Source organism: Streptomyces sp. NPDC026673, assembly GCF_040638135.1.
In the GTDB taxonomy this organism is placed as follows: domain Bacteria; phylum Actinomycetota; class Actinomycetes; order Streptomycetales; family Streptomycetaceae; genus Actinacidiphila.
In genome coordinates, this window is record NZ_JBEZXR010000020.1 from 35,190 (window position 1) to 61,144 (window position 25,955).

The 25,955-nt window shown below is 74.4% G+C and carries 16 protein-coding genes, 1 other RNA gene and 1 pseudogene; 13 read left to right on the top strand and 5 right to left on the bottom strand.

The window, feature by feature from the left end:
* Positions 1 to 91: 91 nt before the first annotated feature.
* Entirely contained in the window at positions 92 to 2,191 is a 2,100-nt protein-coding gene (locus AB0F62_RS16400; RefSeq protein WP_361798337.1) for a CDP-glycerol glycerophosphotransferase family protein, read from the top strand.
* A gap of 151 nt (positions 2,192 to 2,342) precedes the next feature.
* On the opposite strand, the gene AB0F62_RS16405 is transcribed toward AB0F62_RS16400, so the two are convergent.
* The 3 genes from AB0F62_RS16405 to AB0F62_RS16415 form a co-directional block, all read right to left on the bottom strand.
* Entirely contained in the window at positions 2,343 to 4,559 is a 2,217-nt protein-coding gene (locus tag AB0F62_RS16405) for a bifunctional glycosyltransferase family 2 protein/CDP-glycerol:glycerophosphate glycerophosphotransferase (protein WP_361798340.1), read from the bottom strand.
* A gap of 119 nt (positions 4,560 to 4,678) precedes the next feature.
* Complete coding sequence (locus AB0F62_RS16410; RefSeq protein WP_361798542.1) at positions 4,679 to 5,044, bottom strand: ABC transporter permease subunit; 366 nt, start codon at positions 5,042 to 5,044, stop codon at positions 4,679 to 4,681.
* 287 nt (positions 5,045 to 5,331) lie between these two features.
* Entirely contained in the window at positions 5,332 to 8,427 is a 3,096-nt protein-coding gene (locus AB0F62_RS16415) for an FtsK/SpoIIIE domain-containing protein (RefSeq protein ID WP_361798343.1), read from the bottom strand.
* Between the two features lie 368 nt (positions 8,428 to 8,795).
* On the opposite strand from AB0F62_RS16415, the gene AB0F62_RS16420 reads away from it, so the two are divergent.
* The 4 genes and pseudogenes from AB0F62_RS16420 to AB0F62_RS16435 all read left to right on the top strand — a co-directional run bounded on the left by AB0F62_RS16420 (position 8,796) and on the right by AB0F62_RS16435 (position 15,454).
* Positions 8,796 to 10,577, top strand: a complete 1,782-nt coding sequence (locus AB0F62_RS16420; RefSeq protein ID WP_361798345.1) for a serine/threonine-protein kinase — start codon at positions 8,796 to 8,798, stop codon at positions 10,575 to 10,577.
* Positions 10,578 to 10,969: 392 nt separating this feature from the next.
* Positions 10,970 to 12,169 (top strand): annotated as a pseudogene (locus AB0F62_RS16425) (serine/threonine-protein kinase); the annotation flags it as partial.
* 1,053 nt (positions 12,170 to 13,222) lie between these two features.
* Positions 13,223 to 14,341 carry a peptide chain release factor 2 gene (prfB, locus tag AB0F62_RS16430; RefSeq protein WP_361798348.1) on the top strand — a complete coding sequence of 373 codons (1,119 nt, stop codon included), beginning with the start codon at positions 13,223 to 13,225 and terminating at the stop codon, positions 14,339 to 14,341.
* Positions 14,342 to 14,650: 309 nt separating this feature from the next.
* On the top strand, positions 14,651 to 15,454 hold the full coding sequence (locus AB0F62_RS16435; RefSeq protein ID WP_361798351.1) for a hypothetical protein: 804 nt from the start codon (positions 14,651 to 14,653) through the stop codon (positions 15,452 to 15,454).
* 182 nt (positions 15,455 to 15,636) lie between these two features.
* On the opposite strand, the gene AB0F62_RS16440 is transcribed toward AB0F62_RS16435, so the two are convergent.
* Positions 15,637 to 15,828, bottom strand: a complete 192-nt coding sequence (locus tag AB0F62_RS16440; RefSeq protein ID WP_361798354.1) for a hypothetical protein — start codon at positions 15,826 to 15,828, stop codon at positions 15,637 to 15,639.
* A gap of 275 nt (positions 15,829 to 16,103) precedes the next feature.
* Here AB0F62_RS16440 and ftsE point away from each other — a divergent pair, with 275 nt between their 5' ends.
* The 5 genes from ftsE (at position 16,104) to ssrA (ending at position 20,021) form a co-directional block, all read left to right on the top strand.
* Positions 16,104 to 16,793: a cell division ATP-binding protein FtsE gene (gene ftsE / locus AB0F62_RS16445; RefSeq protein ID WP_361798357.1), complete on the top strand. Its 690-nt coding sequence runs from the start codon at positions 16,104 to 16,106 to the stop codon at positions 16,791 to 16,793.
* A 44-nt stretch (positions 16,794 to 16,837) separates the two neighbouring features.
* The gene (ftsX, locus tag AB0F62_RS16450; RefSeq protein ID WP_361798360.1) at positions 16,838 to 17,755 is read left to right on the top strand and encodes a permease-like cell division protein FtsX; all 918 of its coding nucleotides are present in this window, start codon (positions 16,838 to 16,840) and stop codon (positions 17,753 to 17,755) included.
* Between the two features lie 67 nt (positions 17,756 to 17,822).
* Entirely contained in the window at positions 17,823 to 18,995 is a 1,173-nt protein-coding gene (locus AB0F62_RS16455) for a S41 family peptidase (RefSeq protein WP_361798363.1), read from the top strand.
* A 54-nt stretch (positions 18,996 to 19,049) separates the two neighbouring features.
* Complete coding sequence (gene smpB / locus AB0F62_RS16460) at positions 19,050 to 19,532, top strand: SsrA-binding protein SmpB (RefSeq protein WP_361798366.1); 483 nt, start codon at positions 19,050 to 19,052, stop codon at positions 19,530 to 19,532.
* Between the two features lie 102 nt (positions 19,533 to 19,634).
* Positions 19,635 to 20,021: a transfer-messenger RNA gene (gene ssrA, locus AB0F62_RS16465) on the top strand.
* Between the two features lie 18 nt (positions 20,022 to 20,039).
* On the opposite strand, the gene AB0F62_RS16470 is transcribed toward ssrA, so the two are convergent.
* The gene (locus AB0F62_RS16470; protein ID WP_361798369.1) at positions 20,040 to 21,299 is read right to left on the bottom strand and encodes an MFS transporter; all 1,260 of its coding nucleotides are present in this window, start codon (positions 21,297 to 21,299) and stop codon (positions 20,040 to 20,042) included.
* A gap of 98 nt (positions 21,300 to 21,397) precedes the next feature.
* On the opposite strand from AB0F62_RS16470, the gene AB0F62_RS16475 reads away from it, so the two are divergent.
* The 3 genes from AB0F62_RS16475 (at position 21,398) to AB0F62_RS16485 (ending at position 25,190) form a co-directional block, all read left to right on the top strand.
* Positions 21,398 to 22,387, top strand: a complete 990-nt coding sequence (locus tag AB0F62_RS16475) for a LysR family transcriptional regulator (RefSeq protein WP_361798372.1) — start codon at positions 21,398 to 21,400, stop codon at positions 22,385 to 22,387.
* 104 nt (positions 22,388 to 22,491) lie between these two features.
* A complete protein-coding gene (locus tag AB0F62_RS16480; RefSeq protein WP_361798375.1) occupies positions 22,492 to 23,883 on the top strand; it encodes a nitrate/nitrite transporter in 1,392 nt (463 codons plus the stop codon).
* A 161-nt stretch (positions 23,884 to 24,044) separates the two neighbouring features.
* Positions 24,045 to 25,190, top strand: coding sequence for a uroporphyrinogen-III synthase (locus AB0F62_RS16485; RefSeq protein ID WP_361798378.1), 1,146 nt, complete (start codon positions 24,045 to 24,047; stop codon positions 25,188 to 25,190).
* Positions 25,191 to 25,955 lie beyond the last annotated feature (765 nt).

Genomic DNA, 25,955 nt, shown 5'->3' on the forward strand with positions numbered 1-25,955 from the left:
TCAACTCGCGACCGCCGACTCGGTCACTTCGCCTGCGCTTTTCGGGTGATCCACCGGGCGCCGGGGGCCGGTCCTGCTTACGCTCGGCGCTATGCCTCGGTTCAGCGTGATCGTCCCGGTGTGGAAGACCCAGGGCTACGTGCGTGCGTGCCTGGAGTCGGTGCTCGGGCAGCGGTACGCGGACCTGGAGCTGATCGCGGTCGACGACTGCTCGCCCGACGGGTCCGCGGCGGTCGTCGAGGAGGTCGCCGCCGCCGACCCCAGGGTGCTCCCGCTGCGCCGGCCCCGCAACGCGGGGCCCGGCCCGGCCCGGAACGCGGGGGCGGCCCGGGCCAGTGGCGACTACCTGCTCTTCCTGGACTCCGACGACCTCCTCGCGCCCGGCGCCCTGGCCGCCCTCGACGCGCGGCTGCGGGCCACCGGCGACCCGGAGGTGCTGCTCTTCGACCACGACCGCCTCGACGTGTGGGAGCACCGGGGGGAGAGCGGCGACGGCCCCTTCCTGCAGGCGGCCGCGCTCGCCGGGCACGCGGTCTTCCGGGCCACCGAGCGCCCCGACTGCCTGACCGTCTTCCCCGCCGCCTGGAACCGGGTGGTGCGGCGCGACTACTGGGCCGGCTTCGGCTTCGGGCCCGGCCCGTACGAGGACGTCCCGGTGGCGTACGAGATGCTGCTCTCCGCCCCCCGCATCGCCTGCCTGGACCGGATCTGCGTCACCTGGCGCAAGCGCCGCCACGGCAGCTTCTCCGGCACGCCGGGCCCGCGGCACCTCGCGGTGGCCGACCGGTACGACGCGCTCCTGGCCCGGCACGACCTGCCGGTGCTGCGCGCCGAGCGGGAACGGCGGCTGCGCGCCGTCCTGGACGACCCCGGGCGGCTGCGCCCGCAGGACCGGGCCGCCTTCTTCCGCCGTGCCGGGCTGCCCGGCACCTTCGCCGCCCACCGGGCCGCCGAGCTGCGTGCCCGCGCCGCCCGGCGGCTGCGCGCGGGCCGCAACGCGGCCGCGCGCGAGGTGTACCGCCGCTGGTACGCCCTGGAGCGCCGCCGCCCGCTCGAGGACGACCTGGTCCTGTACGCCGCGTACTGGAACCGCGGGGTGCTGTGCAGCCCGGCCGCGATCCACCGCAAGGCCCTCGAGCTCGCCCCGCACCTGCACGGGGTGTGGGTGGTCCGGCGCGGCGGGCAGGACGCGGTCCCCGAGGGCGTCGACCGGGTCGAGGTGAACTCCCGGCGCTACTGGGAGCTGCTGGCCCGGGCCCGCTTCCTGGTGAACAACGCCAACTTCACCGGGGAGGTCGTCAAGCGCCCAGGCCAGATCTACCTGCAGACCCACCACGGCACCCCGCTCAAGCACATGGGCATGGATCTGCGCGCCCACCCGGCGGTGGCCAAGGGCATGAGCTTCCGCCGGCTGCTGGACCACGCCGACCAGTGGGACTACTCCCTGTCCGCCAACCCGCACTCCAGCGAGGTCTGGGAGCGGGTGTACCCCGGCGGCTACCTGACGCTGCCGACCGGGTACCCGCGCAACGACGCCTACTTCGCGGCGGACGCCGAGGACGTGCGGCGGATCCGGGCCCGGCTGGGTGTCCCGGACGGTGTCCGGGCGATCCTGTGGGCCCCCACGCACCGCGACTACCAGCGGGAGTTCGTCCCGCAGCTGGACCTGGACCGGCTGTGCCGGGCACTGGGGCCGGAGTACCTGGTGCTGGTGCGGGCGCACTACTTCTACCCGGGGGCCGGACCGGCGGCACTGCCCGAGGGGGCGCTGGACGTCTCGGCGTACGCGCCGCTGGAGGAGCTCTGCCTGGCGTCCGACGCCCTGCTCACGGACTACTCGTCGCTGATGTTCGACTACGCCAACCTCGACCGCCCGATCGTGGTGCACGCCGCCGACTGGGAGGTCTACCGGGCCGCCCGCGGGGTCTACTTCGACCTGGTCTCCGGCCGGCCCGGCGACACCCCGGGCGTGGTGGCCCGCGACGAGGCCGGGATCGCCACCGCCTTCCGTTCCGGGGCCTGGTCCTCGCCGGAGGCGGCGGAGCTGCGGGCCGCCTTCCGGGCGCGCTTCTGCCCCTGGGACGACGGGCGGGCGGCGGAACGGGCCGTGCGGCGCGTGCTGCTGGGCGAGCCGGAGCTGCTTCCCGTCCTGAAGCCGGACGAGCGCACCCCGGCGCCGCCGCCCGGGTGAGCCTGCGGCATCCGGGGCGCCTGGGGTGTCCGCGGCGTCCGGGGTGTCCGGGGAGCGCCGCGCGGTGCCCGTCGGCCCGCGGCTCGGAGCCGAGGTAGTGCCTTGGCGGGAGCGGCGGGACCCGCCCGGGGCGCCGGGACCGTGACCGCCGCTACGGGCGCGCCGCCGGGGCCGGGGTGCGGCGCTCCGGCGGGAGCGCGGCGGGCTGCCCGCCGTCCTCGCCGAGGAAGACCCGCCGCACCACCCGCTCGGCGGCGTGGCCGTCGTCGTACGGGCAGAAGCGCGCCCGGAACGCCGCCCGCAGCTCCGCCGGGCCGGTGCCGCGCCAGGCGCCGGTGGTGAGGATGTCGAGGAGTTCGTCCTCGCTCCGGGCGACCGGCCCCGGGGGCTCGGCGGTGATGTCGAAGTAGGTGCCGCGGGCGGCCCGGTAGGCCGTCCAGTCCTCGGCGTGCACCACGATCGGGCGGTCGAGGTTGGCGTAGTCGAACATCAGCGACGCGTAGTCGGTCACCAGGGCGTCCGCGGCCAGGCAGAGCTCCTGGACCGAGGGGTGGGCGGAGACGTCCAGCACGGTGTCCGGCAGCCCCTCGGGCAGCGTGGCCGTGCCGGCGTGGCCGTCCGGCGCGCGGTACAGGACGACGTGGCCGGGGCCGAGTTCGCGGGCCAGCCGGACCAGGTCGACCGGCGGGTGGAAGCCGCGCCGGTAGTCGCGGTGCGCGGGCGCGTACAGGAGCGCGGTGGCCTCCGGCGGGATGCCGAGCACGGCGCGGACCCGGCGCACGTCGTCGGCGTCGGCACGCAGCAGGAGGTCGTTGCGGGGCTGACCGTGTTCCAGGGTGGTGTAGCCGGCGGGGTAGGCCCGCTCCCAGACCACCGTCGAGTGCGGGTTGGCGGACAGGCAGAAGTCCCAGCGGTCGGTGTGGGCGAGCATGCGGGCGAAGTCCCGGCCGGCCGAGGCGGCGGGATGCCCCTGGACGTCCAGGCCCATGCGGCCGAGCGGCGTCCCCTGGTGGGTGTGCAGGTTCACCTGGCCGAACCGCTTGCGGTAGGCGTGCGGGAAGTTGACGTCGTTGACCAGGTAGGTGGCGCGCGCCAGCGCCGTCCAGTACGCGGGCGAGCCGGGCTGGAGCCGGCGTACGCCGCGCGGCAGGGTGTGCGCGTACGCCGGGGTCGTGATCCACGCGGTGCGGATGTGCGGGGCCAGGTCGCGGACGGCGGCCTCCACGGCGGCGGGGTCGCCGCCGTAGCCGCCGTAGCGGCAGGCCGCGAACACGGCGAGGTCCGGGTCGAGGGAGCGGCGCCGCTGGATCCGGTAGTGCAGCCGCAGGCACGCCTCACGTGCCGCCCGCGCCGCGTCCCCGCCCAGCCGCCGCAGTCTCCTGCGCAGCGCGTTGACGGTGCGCACGGCGTCGAAGACCTGCCGCGCGCCGAGCCGCACGAGCAGCCTGCGGGTGCCACCGGGTACGCCGCCGCGCGGGCGGTCGGCCGGCTCCTGCGGGCGGTAGTGGCGGAAGTGGACGCTGCACCGCTTGAAGTAGAGGCCCCGCGCGGAGCGCGGCAGCCGTCCGGGGGTGTTGTAGACCGCCAGCAGGTGGTCGGTCATCCGGCCGAAGAGCGCCGGCCGCCACCCGTCGAGGGCGGGGTTGCGGTCGAGGAAGGCGAAGACCCGGTTGTACTGGTCGAAGATGTCGAAGTGCCGGCTGCTGGTGGTGCGCAGGATGCTGCCGCGGCGGCGCTGCCGGTAGTGCACGCAGACCCGGTCGAGCACCGTGATCGTGCGGGCGCCGAGCAGCAGGGGGTAGGTCCAGGGGACGTCCTCGTACCAGCCGGGCGGGAAGGTGAGGCCGCGACGCTCGACGAACTCCCTCCGGTACGCCTTGTTCCAGGCGACGGGGAGCAGCCGCAGAAGCTCGGGGCGGTCGTCCAGGGGGCCGGCGGGCCGCTCGTCCCGGGCGAGCAGGTGGGCGCGCTGGTTGCGCACGACGCGGCCGTCCCAGTAGGTGCGGGCGTAGTCGTAGACCAGCACGTCCGGCTCGGCGGTCTCCTTGAGCCGGTCGGCGACGGCCTGCAGGGCACCGGGGGCCAGGGTGTCGTCGCTGTCGAGGAAGAGCAGGTAGTCGCCGGTGGCGCGGGCCATGCCGGCGTTGCGGGCCGGGCCGAGGCCCACGTTCTCCTTCAGGTGCAGGGCGGTCACCCGGCGGTCGCGGGCCGCGAAGGCGTCGAGGATGGCGCCGCTCGCGTCGGGGGAGCGGTCGTCGACGGCGATCACCTCGAAGTCCGAGAAGCTCTGCCCGAGCACGGACTCCAGGCACTCGTGCAGATAGGCCTGCACCTTGTGGACGGGCACGATGACGCTGAACCGTGGCAAGGCAGCACATCCGTAATGTCGGCTTACGCGGCGTATGCCCGTTATATCCCGGGTGTACGCCGCGTACGGCGACCGGTCCGGCGACGGAGTGTTGCCCCGCTGACCTGCGGAGGACTACGTCACGGCCCCGCCATGACACCGGAGACGAACCGGCGCTGGAAGGCGAAGAAGGCGACGAGCGGGACCACCATGGACACGAAGGCGCCCGGCGCCGGGATCTCGATGCCGTTGCCGAACTGCCGGACCTGCTGCCACAGGGCGGCCGTGATCGGCTGCGAGCCGGAGTCCGAGAAGATCAGCGCCACCGGCATGTCGTCCCCCACCCACAGGAACCGGAAGATGCCGGGCGAGGCGGTCGCCGGGCCGCCCGGCGGCACGACCACCGTGGCGAAGAGCCGCAGTTCGCCCGCGCCGTCCAGCCGGGCCGCCTCCAGCGGCTCCCGCGGCACCCCGGACGGGCCCGCCGCGATGACGCCCGCCGCCATCGGGGCGTACCTGTGGACGAGGGGGCCGGGCCGGTCGACGCCGTTGTGCGGCTCGGCGAAGTCCGAGGCGGTCAAGCGCGGTTGGGCGCCGGTCGCCGAGGCGGGGGAGCGAGAAGGTGCCGCCCCCGCCGGTGGTGGCCGAGGCCACCACCGGGCGTCCCGTCCCCGCGTCATCCGCTGTTCCGCGTTCGGCCCTACGCCTTGTCCGACAACCGCCGCAATGGCGCCTCAGCGCACGGCGGTTGGATCGTGACCGCGATCTGACCGGCGAACGGGACGGGGACGGATCACAGCAGCGGCGGCGCCGGATCGGCCGTGGCGGACTCCGCGGCCCGCTGCAGGGCACTGGCCAGCAGGGCCAGATCGGTGGGGCCGTTGCCGAGTTCGCGGACCGGGCGGCGGGTGGGCGGATCGCCCATGCGGTCCCACTCCAGCGGGACGACCGTGGGGCGCAGGGTCGCCGTCCGCGGGATCCGGCCACTGACCCGGCCCGCCTGGAAGGCGGTGACGGCGCCGTCCGGGCGGCGCAGATAGCCGCGGCCCGGCAGGGAGTCGTCGACGGTCGCCGGCTCCTCGACGGCGACCAGCAGCGCGGCGGACTCCGGCTCCTCGGTGCGCAGCGCGATCCGCAGCCGCGCCGCGTCGTCGGTGTCGGTGCCCGCGGTGCGCTCCGGGCGGCCGGTCGCGGCGACCAGGTGGACGCCGAGCCGCTCACCGTCGCGCGCCACGCTCTCCAGGGCCCGGACCACCGAACCGGCGGCCGGACGGCCGGGACTGCCGAGAGCCGGGGCGACCAGGGCGTCGAAGTCGTCGACCACGACCACCAGTCGGGGCAGCGGCTCCGTGGTGCGGGTGCGCACCCGCACCGCGCCGCGCACCTGGGGGTCCGCGGCGGCGGCCGCCGCGGCCGGGGCTCCGCCCGGCTCCGCCTGGCGGGGTACGGCGGGCAGCCGCCGGCGCTCGTGCCAGTGCCCGAAGTCCACTCCGTCCAGCACCTCGTCACGCCGCTTCAGCTCCGCCGCCAGCGCCTGCGCGAACTCGCGCATCCGCAGCGGTTCGGAGGCGGACAGATAGGTGGAGACGTGCGGCAGGTCGGTGCAGGCGCGCAGGCCGTCGCCGCGCTCCGCTCCCGCGCCGTCGACGAGGACGAGGGCCAGCCGGTCCGGCCGTTCGGCGGCGGCCAGCGCGGCGGCCACGGAGCGCAGCAGCTCCGTCTTGCCGGAACCGGGGGCGCCGCCGACCAGCAGATGAGGTCCCTCGGCGACCAGGTCGACCAGGACCCTGCCCTCGGGGCCGGCGCCCAGGACGGCCGCGGCGGCGCCGCCGGACGGCCCGGGCTCGGCCCAGCGGGTGGCGATCTTCGCCGGGGTGGCGAGCGCCAGGTCCAGCTCGTCGAGGAGCCGGGCCGTGCGCGGCAGCGCGGAGCGCGTACGGCGGGGCGCGCCGGCCTCCCCCTCGCGCAGCGGGGCGAGGGCCCGCGCGAAGCGCTCGGCCCAGGCGGCGGAGACCGCCTCCATGGTCATCCGCTCCGGGCCGTGCGGCTCCATGCGCAGCGTCGTGGCGACGTCGCCCTCCAGCACCGCGACGGCGCCGCACCGCGCGGCCAGCCGCTCCGGGCGATCGGCCAGGCACAGCAGGTGCACACCGACCGACGGCCCGGCGGCCGCGATCCGGTCGGCGGCCTCGCGCAGATAGGCCGAGCCCGGGTCCCCGTCCACCACCAGCAGCGTGTACGGACCCTCGCGGCGCGCCGCGGCCTCGGCCACCTCTTCCGGGGTGGCCGTCGCCCAGCCCGCGCCGAGCGGGCCCTCCTCGATGCGCCGGACCACCTCGGCGACGCGGGCTTCCGCCTGCTCCCGGTCCGTGGCGGTGAGCAGCCGGCAGTCCTGCCCGTGCGCGGGACGCAGATGCGGCAGCCAGTGCAGCCACTGCCACTCCTCGGCCCGCTGCTCGGCGGGACGGGCGCGGTCGGCGCTGATCAGGGCGACCTCCAGGACGCCGGGCGGGTGCAGGGCGCACAGCTGGGCGATCACCGCCCTGGCCAGCCCGGACAGCCGGGGGCGCGGTCCGGCGAGGCCCAGCACATGGGTGTGCGGGTCGCGCAGGTCGACGGTGAACGGCACGGCGGGCAGCGTCCGGTAGCCGTCCTCGGCGGTCAGGTCGGCGGTGCCGAGCCGCACGGTGAGCAGGTCGGGATGGCCGGGGGCGCGCTCCCACAGCCGCGGGCCCGGCCCCAGGGCGGTCAGCAGGACGGCCGCGGGATCGGGCCAGCGGTCGCGCAGCGCGGCGGCGTCGGCCGGGTCGTAGGCGCCCGCGCCGTGCTCCGGACCACCGTCACCCGGGGCGGGGCGCCCGGCCGCGAGGCGGCGGGCCCAGCTCCCTATCGCCCCGGCCATCCGGCCGCCGGCCTCGGCGGCCCGCCCGCCGCCGCGCTTGCCCTGCGGCAGCGCGACCGTGCGGGTCTGCTCGGACAGGCCGCGCTGCGGGGTGTCCCGCCGGGCCGGGGTGCCCGGCGCGCCCGTCGCCGGGCCGTCCCCGGGAGCGGCTGCCGCCGGTGAGCCCACACCGGCGCCCCCCGCCCCGGTGCCGGTGGTGGTGGGCCCGTCGCCGGGCACGGCGACCCGGGCGGCGGGCCGCTCCGGGGCGCCGTCGGCCGGACGCGCGGGACGCCAGGTCGCCACGGGGCCGCTGTCCGGCCAGGAGGTCGGGGGGAGGGTCACATGGAGGTGGCCCTCGGCGTCGGGGATGGCGGGGATCGAGGCGGGGGGCGGCGGGACGGCGGAGCCGGGGGGCGCCGGTTCCAGGCGGAGGGTCGTCTCGCCGATCCGCAGCAGCGCGCCCGCGGGGAAGGGCACCGCGCGCTCGCCCACCGGGCGGCCCTCGAGGGCGGTGCCGTTGGTGGAGCCGAGGTCGGCGACGGTGACCCGGCCCCCCTCGTCCACCGTGATGACGCAGTGCAGCCGGGAGACGTCGGGGTCGTCCAGCGGGACGTCCGCGTCCACCGATCGGCCGACCCGGATGCGGCCGCCCTGCAGCAGGTGGACGCCGCCCGCGTCGGGCCCGCCGACGACGTGCAGCCGCGCGGCGGCCGTGGGGCGGCCCGCGTCGTGCCCGTCGGCGGGGGCGTGCAGCGACAGGACCGCGCCGTCGAGCAGCGGCGGCACCCCGAGGACGGCGGTGGCCGGGTCCAGCCGCTCGGCGCCCGCGTACAGCGGGGGTGTGGACTTCCCGGCCCGCGCGGGCTGCCCCGAGCCGCCGGAGCCGGACGCGAGCGCGCCCGCCACGGCACTCAGGGGGGTGCCCGCGGGCGCGGTGACGAGCACGTCGCAGGAGCGCGCGGCACGCCCGCCGCGCGGCCCGAGAACGGTCAGCCGGATCTGCATCTCCGTCCACGGTCCCTTCTGCCCGGATCCGGCGCGGCACGGGCCCCCCGACCCCCACCCCGCCGTGCCCGGTACGTCGACACGTACAAGAGCGAACCGGCAGGCTTCCGTTGCCCGGCTTGCGCAGCCGGCCCGGCGAATCGCGGTCCGCGAGACGCATCCTCCCACTCGCCGCCGACAGCTCGCCGCCGGTGCCCACCTTTGCGATCTTGAATGGTCGGCATTGGGCGGAAAAAGCAACCAAACGACCGTACCCCGCGTCCTAACCCCACACCCGCCCCCTGTCGGAACCGGCCCCGCTCCCACGCGGCGGCACTACAGTGGGCGGAACAGGCCACGGACCAGGCCAAGATCCAGGGAGCGCGAACGTGCGGCCGGTAGGCAGCAAATACGAACTGGTGGAGCCGCTCGGGCGCGGAGCCACGGGCACCGTGTGGCGATCCCATGTGCGGGACACCGGCGAGACCGTGGCCATCAAGGTCCTCAAGGAGGAGCTGGCCGGCGACCCCGACATCGTCATGCGCTTCCTCCGGGAGCGCGCGGTCCTGCTGCGCCTGCGCCACCCGCACATCGTCCGGGTCCGCGACCTGGTGGTGGAGGGCGAGCTGCTGGCCCTGGTGATGGACCTGGTCGAGGGCCCCGACCTCTACCGCTACCTGCGTGAGAACGGCCCGTTCTCGCCGGTCGGCGGCGCCCTGCTGACCGCCGCCGTGGCCGACGCGCTCGCCGCCAGCCACGCCGACGGCGTGGTCCACCGCGACCTCAAGCCCGCCAACGTCCTGCTCGCCACCGTCGCGGGCCCGGACGGCACCCAGCAGATGCACCCGATGCTGACCGACTTCGGCATCGCCCGGCTGGCGGACTCGCCCGGCGTCACGCGGACGCACGAGTTCGTCGGCACACCCGCCTACGTCGCCCCGGAGTCGGCCCAGGGCCGCCCGCAGACCTCGGCGGTCGACATCTACGGCGCCGGCATCCTGCTCTACGAGCTGGTCACCGGCCGCCCGCCCTTCCGGGGCGAGAGCGCGCTCGAAGTGCTGCACCAGCACCTGAGCGAGGAGCCCCGCCGCCCCACCACGGTGCCCGAGCCGCTGTGGACGGTCATAGAGCGCTGCCTGCGCAAGGAGCCCGGCGAGCGGCCGAGCGCGGAGAACCTGGCGCGCGCCCTGCGCGTCGTCGCGGCGGGCGTGGGGGTGCACTCCTCCCCGGCGCAGTCCGAGGCGGCGCTCGGCGTCGCCGCGCTGCTCGCGCCGGACCCGGCCCCCGCCACCGTCCCGGACACCCCGCTCGTGCCGCCCGGCACCGCCGACCCCACCCAGGTGCTGCCCAACCGCTCGCCCCTGGGCGCGTACGACGCGTACGACCCCAATGCCGCCACCAGCGTTCTGCCCGCCTCCGCGGCGGGGGGCGCCGCCGACGCCACCCGGGTGATCCCCGGCGGTTCCGCCCCCGCCGCCTCCGGCGACGGCACCCGCGTGATGCCGCCGGTCCCGGACGGCGCGCCGGACTCCGGCGCGCCCCAGGGCCCGCACCCGTGGGAGTCGCAGCTCAACCGCGCCCGTGCGCGCGCCGAGCAGACCGAGGTCCAGTACCTGGACCCGGACCAGGACCCGCTGCGCCGCAGGCCGCGCCGTCAGCCCGGAGCGCAGCAGCAGCCTCCGCAGCAGCCCCCGCAGGCGTACCAGCAGCGGCCGCAGCAGCCCACGTACCGGCAGCCGGCGCAGCCGGCCTACGCCCCGCAGCCGGAACCGCAGCGGTACGCGCAGCAGCCCCAGCCGCAGCCCCAGCCCCAGCAGTACGCGCCGCGACCGCAGCAGCCCGCGCCGCGGTACGAGCAGCCGCAGCACCAGCGGTACGAGCCCCAGCGCCCGCCCGCGCCCGAGCCGGCCCCGCGCCGCGAGCCGCGGCCGCGCAGTGCCAACCCGATGAAGATCCCGGGACTCGGGTGCCTCAAGGGCTGCTTCACGATGATCATCGTGCTGATCGTGATCGTGGTGCTGGTCTGGTACCTCACCCCGGTCCCGGAGTGGCTGGACACGGGCAAGAGCCTGTGGGGCACCGTCAGCGACGGCGTGCAGAACTTCTGGGACTGGGTCTCGGGCCTCGGCGGCTCCTCGGGCGGCTCGGGAAGCACCGGCGGCACCCCGTAGGGATACGCGAGGGGCGCCGCCCCGCGGGGCGGCCGGTGCCCTGCGCGCGGTCCGTCCCCGGCGTTTGACGGTGCGTCGGCCGGGGCGGCCGCGTCGGTCCCGGCCGGGAGCGCCGGCCTCCGGGCCGACGGTCCCCGCCGGTGTCGGTGGCGCGGCCGCCGCGGCGGATGCCGTCACGCCTCCTCCGGCGGCGCCTCGGCCCGCCCGCTCCCGTCAACGCCGGTCGGCCCGCCTTCACCCCCCGATCAGGCCGGTGTTGGTGATTTGTCGACTTCCGGAGGGTGATTTCTCCCGGAGAAGCCGCACTCACCCCCGACAGGTTCCCCCAAGCGGCTCGCATCCGCGTAGCTTTGTCGCCAACACGACGGCACGTCGGAGGAGTCGAAGCAGCCTTGGGACGGAAGATCGGCAGCCGGTACACCGCGCACCAGGTGCTGGGGCGGGGTTCCGCCGGCACGGTGTGGCTGGGCGAGGGCCCCGAGGGCCCGGTCGCCATCAAGCTGCTGCGCGAGGACCTCGCCTCCGACCAGGACCTCGTCGGCCGCTTCGTCCAGGAGCGCACCGCCCTGCTGGCGCTCCACCATCCGCACATCGTCGGGATCCGCGACCTGGTGGTCGACGGCAGCGACCTCGCGCTCGTCATGGACCTCGTCCGCGGCACGGACCTGCGCTCCCGCCTGGAGCGCGAGCGCAGGCTGGCCCCCGAGGCCGCCGTCGCCATCACCGCGGACGTCGCCGACGGCCTGGCCGCGGCCCACGCCGCGGGCGTCGTCCACCGCGACGTCAAGCCGGAGAACGTCCTTCTGGACTCCGCCGCCCCGCCCGGCCCCGGCGGGGCGCCCCCGGCGCTCCTCACCGACTTCGGCATCGCCAGGCTGGTCGACTCACCGCGCCGCACCCGGGCCACCCGCATCATCGGCACCCCCGACTACCTGGCCCCCGAGATCATCGAGGGGCTGCCGCCGCGCGCCTCCGTCGACATCTACGCTCTGGCCACCGTCCTGTACGAGCTGCTCGCCGGCTTCACGCCCTTCGGCGGCGGCCACCCGGGCGCGGTGCTGCGCCGGCACGTCACCGAGTCCGTGGCGCCGCTGCCCGATCTGCCCGACGAGCTGTGGCAGTTGCTCTCCCAGTGCCTCGCCAAGGCACCCGCCTCCCGGCTGACCGCCGCGGAGGTCGGCGCGCGGCTGCGCGAGCTGCTGCCCGCGCTGGCCGGGCTGCCGCCGCTGGAGGTGGACACACCCGGCGACCACCACGGCGACGACGTGTACGACCAGGCCGAGGACACCGGCGCCGAACCGTACGACCCGCCGGCCGGCCGCCCGCGCGGTGCCGTGCCCCTGGTCCGCGGCTCGGCACCGGACTCCACCCGCGACACGCACACGAGCCTCAAGCTGCCCACCGCGGAAGAGCTGGCCGGCACGGGACCCGACACGGTGCCCGGGCAGCGCGCCCGGCACCGGCACCGCGCCGTCCCCGACGCGCTCCAGCGCCGCCGCGTCAAGATCGGCGCCGCGGCCGCCGCCGCGCTCGTCGTCGGGCTCGGCGGCTGGGCCATCGCGGCCTCGGGCTCCGACGACGACGGCGGTTCCACCAGCCGCGAGGACAAGCCGTCCGGGCAGGCGTCGACCACGCCCACCGCGCCCGCCGGCGGCGCGGCCTCCCCGCAGGGTGACGTCAGCACCCCGCAGGGCGACGTCAGCACCCCGGCGGGCACCGCCGAGGAGGCCGGACTGCGCTGGTCCGGCTACACCGCGCTGCCCCACTTCCCGGACCGCGGAGTCCGGCCGGCCGGCGGCCCCCGCGCGATCTCCCTCTCGGGGACGACGTACGTCTTCACCCGGGGCAGCGACAAGAACATCTGGTACCTGGTCTCCGGCGCCTGGCACCGGCTGACCGGGATAAGCGTCGCCGACGACCCCTCGGTGGTCTCCCCGCGCGCCGGGCAGCTGGACGTCTTCGCCCTCGGCACCGACCACAAGGTCTACCGCCGCACCCTCAGCGGCGGCGCCTGGGGCGACTGGTACCAGGTCGACCAGCCCGCGACGTTCACCACGACGCCCGCCGCCGCTTCCTCCGCCCCGGGCCGGATCGACCTGGTCGGCTGCTCCGGCGGGGACCTGGTCACCTCCTCCTGGGTCGACGGCCGCTGGAACGCCTGGGCGCTGGTCCCCACCGCGGGCCGCGTCACCGCCGCCCCCGGCCTGGTCTCGGCCGGGCGCGGCACCCTCGACGCCTTCGCCGTCCGCAAGGCCGACGGCGCCGTGCTCCGCCTGCCGTATGTGAACGGGGCCTGGCGCCCCTCGGAGATCGTCACCGGCCTCGACGCCACGGGCCGCCCCGAGCCCGCCGTCTCCGACGGCAGGCTCTTCGTCCTGGCCCCCGCCGGCGACGGAGCCCTGGCCGCCGCGGTCTCGAACGGCGGCGAGTGGACGCCCGTGCCGCTGTCCGCCAGCACCCCCTCGCACCCCGGCCTGGCCACGGCGGACGACACCCTGACCCTGTACCTGCGCCGCGCCGACGGCACCCTCGCCCACGCGTCGGCCCCCGTCCGCGCCTGAGCGCGCCGCGGGCGCCCGGCCCGCGGCCGGTCCGCCCCGGCTCACCGGAGCGGCAATGCGCGGCGTGCCGGTACCCTGGGGGACGTGGCAGTCCTGGATGTATCCGAAGAGCTCAAGTCCCTCTCGTCGACCATGGCCTCGATCGAGGCCGTTCTGGACCTCGACAAGCTGAGGGCCGACATTGCCGTGCTCGAGGAGCAGGCGGCGGCGCCGTCGCTGTGGGACGACCCCGAGGCGGCGCAGAAGATCACCAGCAAGCTGTCGCACCTGCAGGCCGAGGTCCGCAAGGCCGAGACGCTGCGGGGCCGCATCGACGACCTCGGGGTGCTCTTCGAGCTCGCCGAGGCCGAGGACGACGCGGACACCCGCGCCGAGGCGGAGAGCGAGCTGGAGTCGGTGCGCAAGGCGCTCGACGAGATGGAGGTCCGCACCCTCCTGTCCGGCGAGTACGACGCGCGCGAGGCGCTGGTCAACATCCGCGCGGAGGCGGGCGGTGTCGACGCCGCCGACTTCGCGGAGCAGCTGCAGCGCATGTACCTGCGGTGGTCCGAGCGGCACGGCTACCCGACGGAGGTCTACGAGACCTCGTACGCGGAAGAGGCCGGCATCAAGTCCACGACCTTCGTGGTGAAGGCGCCGTACGCCTACGGCACCCTCTCGGTCGAGCAGGGCACGCACCGCCTCGTCCGCATCTCCCCGTTCGACAACCAGGGCCGGCGCCAGACCTCCTTCGCGGGCGTCGAGGTGCTGCCGGTCGTGGAGCAGAGCGACCACGTCGAGATCGACGAGACCGAGCTGCGGATCGACGTGTACCGCGCCTCCGGCCCCGGCGGCCAGGGCGTCAACACCACCGACTCCGCGGTCCGGATCACCCACATCCCGACCGGCATCGTGGTCTCCTGCCAGAACGAGCGCTCCCAGATCCAGAACAAGGCCAGCGCCATGAACGTGCTGCAGGCCAAGCTGCTGGAGCGGCGCCGCCAGGAGGAGCAGGCCAAGATGGACGCCCTCAAGGGCGACGGCGGCAACTCCTGGGGCAACCAGATGCGCTCCTACGTGCTCCACCCGTACCAGATGGTGAAGGACCTGCGGACCGACCACGAGGTCGGCAACCCGCAGGGCGTTCTCGACGGTGACATCGACGGCTTCCTCGAGGCCGGCATCCGCTGGCGCAAGCAGCAGGAGCAGGGCGCGCGCGTCTGACGGCCCCGCCGCCTTCTCGAAATCCTCACAACTGCCACCCGATGGGTGGCAGTTGTGCGTTTCGGGTCACAGCCGCATAAGCAAGTGGGCGGCATAGGCCGCCAATTCCGGCATTGCGCCTGGAACGGCCTTGACTGCACTGTGAAATCTGGGAATGGTGATGCGCGGCATGCGTATGACTGGGGCGTGAGCGAACGGGGGCGAGCGCGGTCGGTGGCCCAGCCACGACCTTGAATCTCAACCGCCCCGCAGGACGCTCCCCCTGTGACGCTGCTCCATTGACGAGAAGCTACTGGGGGTAGTTGCCAGATGAGCAAGAAGAGCACGCGGCTGCGAGTGGCTCGCATAGCCGCCGCCGCGGTGATCGCGGCCGGCGCCTCGCTGACCGCCGCCGGCGCCGCTCAGGCCGTCGGCCTGGACATCGGTCTGGATGCGGGCTCCGCCGAGGTGGGCGTCAGCGTCAACCTCGGCGACGAGGACACCGAGGGCTCCACCCTCGGCGTCACGGAGGGCGCCTCCGGCGAGACCACCACGGGTGACCCCACGACCGGTGACCCGACGACGGGTGACCCGACGACCGGTGACCCCACGACCGGTGACCCCACCACGGGCGACCCGACGACCGGTGACCCGACGACCGGTGACCCCACCACGGGCGACCCGACGACGGGCGACCCGACGACCGGTGACCCGACGACGGGCGACCCCACGACGGGCGACCCGACGACCGGCGACCCCACCACGGGCGACCCGACGACCGGCGACCCGACGACGGGTGACCCCACGACCGGCGACCCGAGCACGGGTGGCAACGGCAACAGCGGCGGCTCCGGCAACGGCGGGAGCGGCAACGGCGGCGGGACCGGCGGTTCCGACGAAGGCCCCACCTGCACCCTCGACGGTGACAGCGTGACCTGCGCCGACAACACCGACACCGACAACGCCGGCAGCAGCGAGGTCGTCACCCAGGGTGACACCAAGGAGGAGCTGGCCGAGACCGGTGCCGGCGAGACCCTCTTCCTGCTGATCGGCGCCGCGACGATGATCGCGGGCGGTGTGGGCTTCCGCCTGATGCCGCGCCTGGTCGGCGCCGGCCGCAACACCGCCGTCTGAGGTTCCGGGCCCACGCCCGGACGTGAGGACGCCCCCGGGGCCCGCCGCGCATGTTCCCCGTGCGCGGTGGGCCCCCGCGCGTCCGGGGTGCTCGCAGGGCCGCGTAGGGGCCCCGGACGCGCAGGGGGCCCGGAGCGCTTCCGCGCTCCGGGCCCCCTGGCTGTCCGTATGTGTGCGTACCGCTACACGGCGGCCTCGTGGACCACCCACACCACCGCGAGCAGTGCGACGAGCAGGGCGATCAGCGCCGCCGGGGAGATCGCCGCGAACGGGTTCTCCTGCTGCATGCGGGCGCGGTGGGCGCGGCAGACCGCGCAGCGGCCCTCGCTGACGGGGCCGGCGCAGTTGGCGCACACCAGTCGGTCGACTGTCATGCGGTCGCCTCCTCCCAGGCGGCCGGGCGGCCGCTCCATGAACAACGCGCGACAGGGACGGTACGTTCCCGAGCCCCCCGACCACTGTGCCAGTTTCCGGGACGGTCGGCGCGTCCCGCGCGATTCCCGTGACTCCGAAGAGTGACCCATGTGGCCAATGCCTGCTTTGTCCCCACGTGGTCGGTGAATAAACCCGTCATCCCGGACCGCGGACTGCGCGGGCAGCGGCCATTCGCGTATGGTCGCCTCCGATCCCCTGTATGCGGAGTGCGACCGTGATCCGATTCGACAACGTCACCAAGACCTACCCCCGGCAGAACCGTCCTGCACTTCGGGACGTGTCGCTGGAAATCGAGAAGGGTGAGTTCGTCTTCCTGGTGGGCTCCTCGGGCTCCGGAAAGTCGACCTTCCTGCGGCTGATCCTGCGCGAGGAGCGAACGGACACCGGTGTGGTGCACGTGCTCGGCAAGGATCTCGCGCGGCTGTCCAACTGGAAGGTGCCGCAGATGCGCCGGCAGTTGGGCACGGTCTTCCAGGACTTCCGCCTGCTGCCCAACAAGACGGTCGCGGAGAACGTGGCGTTCGCCCTCGAGGTGATCGGCAAGCCGCGCGGCACCATCCGCAAGACGGTCCCCGAGGTGCTGGACCTCGTCGGCCTCGGCGGCAAGGAGGACCGCATGCCGGGCGAGTTGTCCGGTGGTGAGCAGCAGCGCGTGGCGATCGCCCGGGCGTTCGTCAACCGCCCGATGCTGCTGATCGCGGACGAGCCGACCGGAAACCTCGACCCGCAGACCTCCGTGGGCATCATGCGCCTGCTGGACCGGATCAACCGGACCGGCACCACCGTGGTGATGGCCACCCACGACCAGAACATCGTCGACCAGATGCGCAAGCGCGTCATCGAGCTCGAGAAGGGGCGACTGGTCCGCGACCAGTCCCGCGGCGTCTACGGCTACCAGCACTGAGCCGGGACCTCGTTCTGCACACCGCAGCCTTCTGAAAGGACAACATGCGCGCCCAGTTCGTGCTTTCGGAGATCGGCGTCGGCCTCCGGCGCAATCTCACCATGACCTTCGCGGTCATCGTCTCCGTGGCCCTCTCGCTCGCGCTCGCCGGCGGTTCGTGGCTCGCCCGTGAGCAGGTCGACTCGATGAAGGGCTACTGGTACGACAAGGTCCAGGTGTCGATCTTCCTCTGCAACAAGAACGACGCCAAGACCGACCCCAACTGCACCAAGGGCGCCGTCACCGAGGAGCAGAAGCGGGACATCGAGAAGCAGCTCAATGATCTGCCGCTGGTCGAGAAGGCGTTCCACGAGTCCGCGGAGGACGCGTACAAGCACTACAAGGAGCAGTTCTCCGACTCGCCGCTGGCCGACTCGCTGACCCCGGACCAGATGCAGGAGTCGTTCCGGGTCAAGCTCAAGGACCCGACGAAGTTCCAGGTGGTCGCGAGCGCCTTCCAGGGCCGTCCCGGCGTCCAGGAGGTGCAGGACCAGAAGGCCCTGCTGGACAACCTCTTCGGGCTGCTCAACGGCATGACGCTGGCGGCGCTGGTGGTCCTCGCGTTCATGCTCACGGTGGCGATGATGCTGATCGTCAACACGGTGCGCGTGTCCGCGTTCAGCCGCCGCCGCGAGACCGGGATCATGCGGCTGGTCGGCGCGTCCAGCTTCTACATCCAGATGCCGTTCATCATGGAGGCCGCGTTCGCCGGTCTGGTCGGCGGCGGCCTGGCCTGTCTGATGCTCCTCGTGGGCCGTTACTTCCTCATCGACCACGGCCTGTCGCTGCAGACCAAGGTGCCGCTGATCAACTTCCTGGGCTGGGGCGAGGTGGCCCAGGTGCTGCCGCTGGTGCTGGTGGTGGGCATGCTGATGCCCGCGCTGGCCGCCCTCATCGCGCTGCGCAAATACCTCAAGGTCTGATTCGCGCCAAGGGCGCTGTACGGCCAACTTTCCGTACAGCGCCCGCTTCTCGCCTAGACTGCCCGTCGTGCTGAGCCACTGTCCGCCCGGGAGCGCCCGTCGCCTGCGCCGCGCCGCGGCGTTGACGCTGGTCTTCGGCGCGGTCCTGGCCACCGGCGCGGCGACCGGCTCCTTCGGGGACGTCCTCGGCGGGGACCGCGGCAGGCCGTCCGCCTCCCGCATCCCGGCCGGCACGGTCGCCGACACCGACGAGATCGCCGAGGCGATCGCCGAGGGCAAGGTCGGCCCGCAGGCCGCGGAGGCCCTGGTCAGCCGCAGCGGCGACCGCTGGTCCTCCTTCTACACGGCCCAGGAGTACGAGGGCTTCCAGCAGTCCCTCGACGGCCGGTACGTGGGGGTCGGCCTGTGGGTGCGGCGCACCGAGAACGGCCGGATCGAGATCGACCGCGTCCAGTCCGGCAGTCCCGCCGCCGGCGCCGGCATCCGCGCCGGGGACCGGCTGTTGGGCATCGACGGCACGGACGTCACCGGCCGTCCCGTCACCGAGGTCGTCTCCCGGCTGCGCGGCTCCGGCACGTCGGGCTCCGCCGTCCGCCTCGGTCTGCGGCGCGGCGCGCGTTCCTGGGACGCCTCCCCGCGGCGCGCCCTGCTGCCGACGGAGTCCGTACGCGTGCGGCACCTCCCCGGCGGCGTCACCGACGTCAAGATCGACGCCTTCACCAAGGGCGTCGCCCGGCAGGTCCGCGACGTCCTGGCCGCCCAGGCCCGGACGGCGGGCGGGGGCATACTCCTGGACCTGCGCGGCAATTCCGGGGGTCTGGTGACGGAGGCCGTCGGTGTGGCCTCCGCGCTCCTGGACGGCGGCCTGGTCGCCACGTACGACGTGCACGGCAGGCAGCGGGCGCTCTACGCCGACGACGCCGGCGACACCGAGACCCCGCTCGTCGTCCTCGTCGACGGCGGCACGATGAGCGCGGCCGAGCTGCTGGCCGGCGCCCTCCAGGACCGCGGCCGCGCCGTCGTGGTGGGTTCCCGCACCTTCGGCAAGGGCTCCGTGCAGATGCCCAGCCGGCTCTCGGACGGCTCGGTCGCCGAGCTGACCGTCGGCCACTACCGGCTGCCCGCGGGCCGCCGGGTCGACGGCCGGGGGATCGAACCCGACCTCGCGGTCACCGGCGGCGCGGACGCCGAGGCCGAGGCCCTCGAGGTGCTGGACGGCCTCGGCACGCCGGCCCGCTGACCGGGGCGCAAACCGGTACCCCCGACACCGCCGAGGTGCGAGAATGGCGGCGCTATGGCAAAGGAAACGGGTCGCAAGCTGATCGCGCAGAACAAGAAGGCGCGGCACGACTACCACATCCTCGACACCTACGAGGCGGGCCTGGTGCTCACCGGCACCGAGGTGAAGTCGCTGCGCCAGGGACGCGCCTCCCTGGTCGACGGCTTCGGCCAGCTCGACGGGGGCGAGGCGTGGCTGCACAACGTGCACATCCCCGAGTACACCCAGGGGACGTGGACGAACCACTCGGCGCGGCGGAAGCGCAAGCTGCTGCTGCACCGCGAGGAGATCGAGAAGCTCTTCCAGAAGTCGCAGGAGACCGGCCACACCATCGTGCCGCTCGCCCTGTACTTCAAGGACGGCCGCGCGAAGGTCGAGATCGCGCTGGCCAAGGGCAAGAAGGACTACGACAAGCGGCAGACCCTGCGCGAGAAGCAGGACCGCCGCGAGACCGATCGCGCCATCTCGGCGGCGCGCCGCCGCCAGCGGGGCGACTGACCCCCCGGGAAATGCGCTGGCCTCCGTGCACGTCGGTCACGTACGATGGCGTCAGCACCACCGGGCCGTGACGGCCCGGTGAGCAGTTTGAAAAATCAACATGGGGATGATCGGTTTCGACTGGGGATGTCGAAGCAGGGGAAGCGAGCCGAGAAAGCGGCAATGATCTCGTAAACCATATGCCGAAAACAATAATCGCCACTTCCAAGCGCGATTCCTCCGCCTTCGCTCTCGCTGCCTAATTAGCAGCTAGCGAAGACTCCGCGGAGTGTCAGCCCGGGGCTGTTCCCGACCCGGATCCTGGCATCAGCTAGGGGACTAAACCACTGAGCCCGGCCACGGGGCTCGGTGGGAAATCAAACAGTGGCTGGGCCCGTCGGCGGCTTGTCCGCGTGACTGCCGGGGCCGAGAAAAGCACAGCGGACTGCGCTCGGAGAAGCCCTGATTCCGCACCACAGGACGCGGGTTCGATTCCCGCCATCTCCACTGCCCCATGGAAGGCGACGCCTACCGCGCACCGCGCGGCGGGCGTCGCCTTTTGTCGTTCGCGGCCCGACCCGGGCCGGCCGCCCCGGCCGTCCGCAGGGACACGGCCGCGATCAGCGCGGCGGCCGCCGAGGCGGCGGCCGGTATCGCGTAGCCGGGCGCCGGCCCCCAGGTCTCGACCACCGAGCCCGCGGCGAAGGAACCCGTGGCGATGCCGCCCAGGAGCGCGGTGACGGCGAGCGTCATCCCCTCGTTCAGGCGGCCGGGCGGCACCTGCCGCTGGATCAGGGCCATGCCGTTGATCATCGTGGGCGCGGTGGCCATACCGGCGACCAGCAGCGCGGCGGCGAGCGGCCACAGACCGCCGAGGGCCGCCGCGGGCAGCGGGCCGAGCATGAGGGCGGCCATCAGGGCGACGCTCGCGGCGAAGCGTCCCCCGGCGGTGCCGCGCGGCCGGCGCAGCCCGTACAGCAGGCCCGCCGCGCAGGAACCCGCCGCCTGGAGGCCGAGTACCGCCCCGGCGGCGCCGCGATGCCCCTGGGCGTCGGCGAAGGCGATCGTGGTGACCTCCAGGGCGCCGAAGACGGCCCCGGTCGCCAGGAACGTCAGCAGCACCGCCGGTACGGCGGCGTGCCCCCTGCCCGCCCCCGGGCCGGTCGCGGCGCGCGGCACCGGCGGCGGCTCCGTGCCGCGCTGCGCGGCGAAGACAAGGATGCCGCCGAAGAGCAGCAGCGCCCCCGTCAGCGTGCCCGCCTCGGGGAACAGCGAGGTGCACAGGAAGGCCGCGAGGACCGGGCCGAGCACGAAGCAGACCTCGTCCGCCGCCTGCTCGAAGGAGTTGGCGACATGCCGGGCACGGTCGTCGTCCCGGTACAGATGGGCCCAGCGCGCCCGCGCCATGCCGCCGGTGTTCGGCGTCGTCGCGGTGGCGGCGTACGCGGCGAACAGGGTCCAGGCCGGGGCGTGCAGACGGACGCACACCACCAGCGCCAGCGAGCCCAGCGCGGCCAGCGCGGCGGCCGGCACGGCCACCCGGGCCTGGCCGTGCCGGTCGGTGAGGCGCGCGATCCAGGGGGCGACCACGGCCGTCGCGGCCAAACCGGTGGCGGTGACCGCCCCGGCCATCGCGTACGAGCCGTAGCCGGCCGCGATCATGACGACCGCGCTGACGCCGAACATCCCCATCGGGAGCCGGGCCAGGAGGTTCCCGGTGGTGAAGGCCCGGGTGCCGGGCAGGGCGAAGAGCCGCCGGTAGGGGGCGGCGAAGGCGTACGCGGTCATGCGATCACCCTCGCGGCCCGCCCCGGGCCGGGTCCAACACCTGATCGGAGACCATTGACGCGTTCCCGTTGTGAATCGCGGACGTGTTCAATGGGCGGATGCCGCACGACCTCGACCCACGCCTGCTGCGGGCCTTCACCGCCGTCGCGGAGGAGCTGCACTTCACCCAGGCCGCCGCCCGCCTGCACGTCGCCCAGCAGGCGCTCAGCCGGGACGTGCGGCGCCTGGAACGCGAGCTGCGGGCCGAGCTGTTCGTACGGACGACCCGTTCGGTGCGACTGACGGCCGAAGGGGAGCGGCTGCTGCCGTACGCCCGCCGGGTGCTCGCCGCCCACGACGAACTCTCCGCCGCCTTCGCGCCCGCCGGCCGTCCGCTGCTGGTCGACATCGGCGCGCCGGTGGGCACCGGCCACCGCGTGCTGGCCGCCGCCCGCGCCGCCGCGCCCGAGCTCGAACTGACCGCGCGCTTCCACAGCGGGCTCACCGGCGCCGCCGCCGGGATCCTCGCCGGCCGTCTGGACGTCTCCTTCGGCCGGGCGGCCGGTCTGGCCCCCGCCGTCCTCGACCGGCTGGAGCACCGGCCCGTGCGGTACGAGCGGATGGCGGTGCTGCTTCCCGCCGGGCACCGGCTGGCCCCGCTCGCCGAGGTGCCGCTCGCGGAACTCGCGGGCGAGGCGCTGTACGCCGCGGCCGGGAACCCGGACACCGCCGAGTGGACGGACCTGGCCGAGCGCCTCTTCCGGGGCCGGGGCATCGCCGTGGCCGCGCCCTTCCCGGCCATCGAGGGCCCGGAGGAGTTCGTGCGGCTGGTGCGCAAGCACCGCTGGCCCGTGCTGGCCAGCACCGAGTTCATCGACCTCCCGGGCTTCGTCCTGCGCCCGATCACCGGCCCGGTGCCGCTGGCCCCGGTCTCCATGGTGTGGCGGCGCGGACTGCGGCACCCGGGACTGGACGCCCTGCGCTCGGCGGCGCACCGGCTCGCCGTACGGGAGGACTGGCTCACCCGGCCGGAGGGCGCGTGGCTGCCCGAGCCCGACGCCCGCCTGATGGCGCCCCCGGCGCTCACAGGGGGCCCGCGCGCGGGGTGAGAGCAAGGTTGCGTGCCGGTCACCTCAGGCCATCGGGCGGAAACGCGCCGTTCCTACTGTCGTGGGGCATCACCCGACGAGCGACATCAGGGCCTGGAGGCGTCATGACTGCCGCGAGCACCACAGCACGCAAGGGGGGCCGCTGGATCGAGCGGTGGGACCCCGAGAACGAGGAGTTCTGGGAGAACGGCGGCCGGCGCGTCGCCAACCGGAACCTGTTCTTCTCCGTCCTGTCCGAGCACATCGGCTTCTCGATCTGGACGCTCTGGTCGGTCATGGTGCTCTTCATGGGCCCGGAGTACGGCATCGACCCGGCCGGGAAGTTCTTCCTCGTCGCCATGGCCACCGCGGTCGGCGCCGTGGTCCGCGTCCCGTACACCTTCGCCGTCGCGCGCTTCGGCGGCCGCAACTGGACCGTCGTCAGCGCGCTGGCGCTGCTGCTGCCGACGATCGCCGCCGCGTTCGTCATGGAGCCCGGCACGTCCTACGGGACCTTCCTGGCCGTCGCGGCGCTCACCGGGGTCGGCGGCGGCAACTTCGCGTCCTCCATGACCAACATCAACTCCTTCTTCCCGCTCCGGAAGAAGGGCTGGGCACTCGGCCTCAACGCGGGCGGCGGCAACATCGGCGTGCCCGTCGTCCAACTGGTCGGCCTGCTGGTCATCGGCACGGCGGGGGCGGGCCACCCGCGACTGCTGCTGGCCGTGTACATCCCGCTGATCGTGGTCGCGGCGACGCTCGCCGCCCTGTACATGGACAACCTGGCGCCCGTCAGGAACGACACCGGGGCGGCCGTCGAGGCGGTGAAGGACGGCCACACCTGGATCATGTCCTTCCTCTACATCGGCACCTTCGGTTCCTTCATCGGCTACAGCTTCGCCTTCGGGCTCGTCCTGCAGAACCAGTTCGCCCGCACCCCGCTGCAGGCCGCGTCCATCACCTTCGTCGGCCCGCTGCTCGGCTCGCTGATCCGCCCGGTCGGCGGACGGCTCGCGGACCGCTTCGGCGGCGCGCGGATCACCCTGTGGAACTTCCTGGCGATGGCCGCCGCCACCGCGGTCATCGTCGTCGCCTCGGCGCAGAAGTCGCTGGGCCTGTTCTCCGCCGCCTTCGTCGCGCTGTTCCTCCTGACCGGCCTCGGCAACGGCTCCACGTACAAGATGATCCCGGGCATCTACGCCGCCAAGGCCGCGGCCAAGGGCCTGACCGGCGAGGCCGCCGCCGCCTACGGGCGCCGGCTGTCCGGCGCCGCCATGGGCCTGATCGGCGCGGTCGGCGCGTTCGGCGGCCTCGGCATCAACCTCGCGTTCCGGCAGTCCTTCCTCACCCGGGGCACCGGCACCCCCGCCTTCGTCTCCTTCCTCGCCGTCTACGCGGTCTGCTTCGTGGTCACCTGGGCCGTATACCTGCGCAGGCCCGCACCGGCCCCCGCCCCGGCGGCCGGGCCCGGTGACCGGGCCGCATCGGAGCAGCGGCTCTCCTACGCCGAGGTGTAGTCCCGGCGAACCGCGTAACAACGGGGAAATGCCGGTGAACCGAGACCGTCACCGGGGCTTGGAACCATGCGCGGAACGGGGCGCACGACTCCGGGACCCGGGACGGTCCCGGGCCTCCGTTGCACGTGTACCTCCGGCGGAGCGAGGCAAGAGCCATGCAAGTGCGACACGCAGACGTCCTCCCCTTGGCGGGCTTCACGGTCGGCGTCACCGCGGCCCGCCGCGCCGACGAACTGTGCGCCCTTCTAGAACGGCGCGGGGCCACCGTGATGCGGGCGCCCGCGCTGCGGATCGTCCCGCTGCCGGACGACACCGAGCTGCTCGCCGCGACCAAGCGGCTGCTCGACCGCGGCCCCGACGTCGTCGTCGCCACCACGGCGATCGGCTTCCGCGGCTGGATCGAGGCGGCCGACGGCTGGGGGCTCGGCGAGCCCCTGCTGGAACGGCTGCGGCACGTCGAGCTGCTCGCCCGCGGCCCCAAGGTCCGCGGGGCCATCCGCGCCGCCGGGCTCAGGGAGTCCTGGTCGCCGGCGTCCGAGTCCATGGCGGAGGTCCTCGACCGGCTGCTGGACGAGGGTGTCGACGGCCGCCGCATCGTCGTCCAGTTGCACGGGGAGCCGCTGCCCGGCTTCTGCGAGGCACTGCGCGTGGCGGGGGCCGAGGTCGTGGGCGTCCCGGTCTACCGCTGGATGCCGCCGGAGGACATCGGCCCCGTCGACCGGCTCATCGACACGGCCGTCGCGCGGGGCCTGGACGCGGTGACCTTCACCAGTGCCCCGGCGGCGGCCTCCCTGCTGGACCGGGCCGAACGGCGCGGTCTGCGGGGCGAGCTCCTCGACGCCCTGCGCCACGACATCCTCCCGGCCTGCGTGGGCCCCGTCACGGCGCTGCCCCTGGAGGCCCACGAGGTGCCCACCGCCCAGCCCGAGCGCTTCCGCCTCGGCCCGCTGGTCCAGCTGCTCGCCGCCGAGCTCCCGGGGCGGGTGCGTCCGCTCCCCGTCGCCGGACGGCGCGTGGAGATCCGCGGCCACGCGGTCGTTGTCGACGGGGAGTTGCGCGCCGTGCCCCCGGCCGGGATGGCGCTGCTCCGCGCCCTCGCGCGGCGCCCCGGGTGGGTCGTCTCCCGCGCCGACCTGCTCCGGGTCCTGCCGGGTGCGGGGCGCGACGAGCACGCGGTCGAGACGGCGATGGCGCGGTTGCGTGCGGCACTGGGGGCGCCGAAGCTCATCCAGACGGTGGTCAAGCGGGGTTACCGCCTCGCGCTGGACCCGGCTGCGGAGGGCAAGTACGGCCCCTCGGTGGGGTGATGTTCGGCTTTCCCGCCGTCTCGCTCCCTTCGGTCGCAAAGATGCGGGCTGCGGATGGGAGCGTGGGGGCGCGGGGCTTGGCGGCGGTGTGCGGGTGGGTTTGCGGCTGGGGTTCAGGCGCCGGAGCGGGGCCGGTTGTTCGTGGGGCGCGGGCCTCGTTGCCGTCCGCGGGTATAGATGACCGCTTCCACGCCCACCGTCCGTGGGTGGCGCGCCCGCCGTGACCTGCGTCTGCGGGCAATTCCCCGACAGCACAGCGCTCGGCGGGTGGCTTTCCGAGAGATCGGGCTCTGTTTCGCCGACATATTCGGCGAAAGCGGGCCCGATGTCCCCCGGCTCAAAGTTCGGGCTCTGTTTCGCTGTCTATGTCGGTGAAAGCGGGCCCGATCTCTCCCGGCTCAAAGATCGGGCCCTCTTCCGCCGACTGTGTCGGTGAAAGCGAGCCCGATGTCCCGCCCCCCTCAACAACACCCCGAATCACCCGCAGACGCCGGTTACGGCGGGTGCGCCCACCACCCCAACAGTAGGCGTGGAAGCGGTCATTTCTACCCGCGGACGGCAACGAGACCCACAGCACCGGAAAGGCATCCCGCTCCGGCGCCTGAACCCCAACCACGCACCCACCCGCACACCGCCGCGAAGCCCCGAGCCCGCACCCTCCCATCCGCAGCCCGCCGCTTTGCGACCGAAGGGAGCGAGACGGCGGGAAAGCCCAACAGCCCACCGCCGCCACAACCCCACCCCCACCTCCCCCACCGCAGAGCG

What these genes read in the sequence shown, in the direction of transcription:
- AB0F62_RS16415 (WP_361798343.1), bottom strand. Translation starts at nt 8,427, where the DNA reads ATGCAGATCCGGCTGACCGTTCTCGGGCCGCGCGGCGGGCGTGCCGCG.
- AB0F62_RS16400 (WP_361798337.1), top strand. Translation starts at nt 92, where the DNA reads ATGCCTCGGTTCAGCGTGATCGTCCCGGTGTGGAAGACCCAGGGCTAC.
- AB0F62_RS16480 (WP_361798375.1), top strand. Translation starts at nt 22,492, where the DNA reads ATGACTGCCGCGAGCACCACAGCACGCAAGGGGGGCCGCTGGATCGAG.
- AB0F62_RS16440 (WP_361798354.1), bottom strand. Translation starts at nt 15,828, where the DNA reads ATGACAGTCGACCGACTGGTGTGCGCCAACTGCGCCGGCCCCGTCAGC.
- ftsX (WP_361798360.1), top strand. Translation starts at nt 16,838, where the DNA reads ATGCGCGCCCAGTTCGTGCTTTCGGAGATCGGCGTCGGCCTCCGGCGC.
- AB0F62_RS16410 (WP_361798542.1), bottom strand. Translation starts at nt 5,044, where the DNA reads ATGGCGGCGGGCGTCATCGCGGCGGGCCCGTCCGGGGTGCCGCGGGAG.
- AB0F62_RS16470 (WP_361798369.1), bottom strand. Translation starts at nt 21,299, where the DNA reads ATGACCGCGTACGCCTTCGCCGCCCCCTACCGGCGGCTCTTCGCCCTG.
- smpB (WP_361798366.1), top strand. Translation starts at nt 19,050, where the DNA reads ATGGCAAAGGAAACGGGTCGCAAGCTGATCGCGCAGAACAAGAAGGCG.
- AB0F62_RS16475 (WP_361798372.1), top strand. Translation starts at nt 21,398, where the DNA reads ATGCCGCACGACCTCGACCCACGCCTGCTGCGGGCCTTCACCGCCGTC.
- AB0F62_RS16435 (WP_361798351.1), top strand. Translation starts at nt 14,651, where the DNA reads ATGAGCAAGAAGAGCACGCGGCTGCGAGTGGCTCGCATAGCCGCCGCC.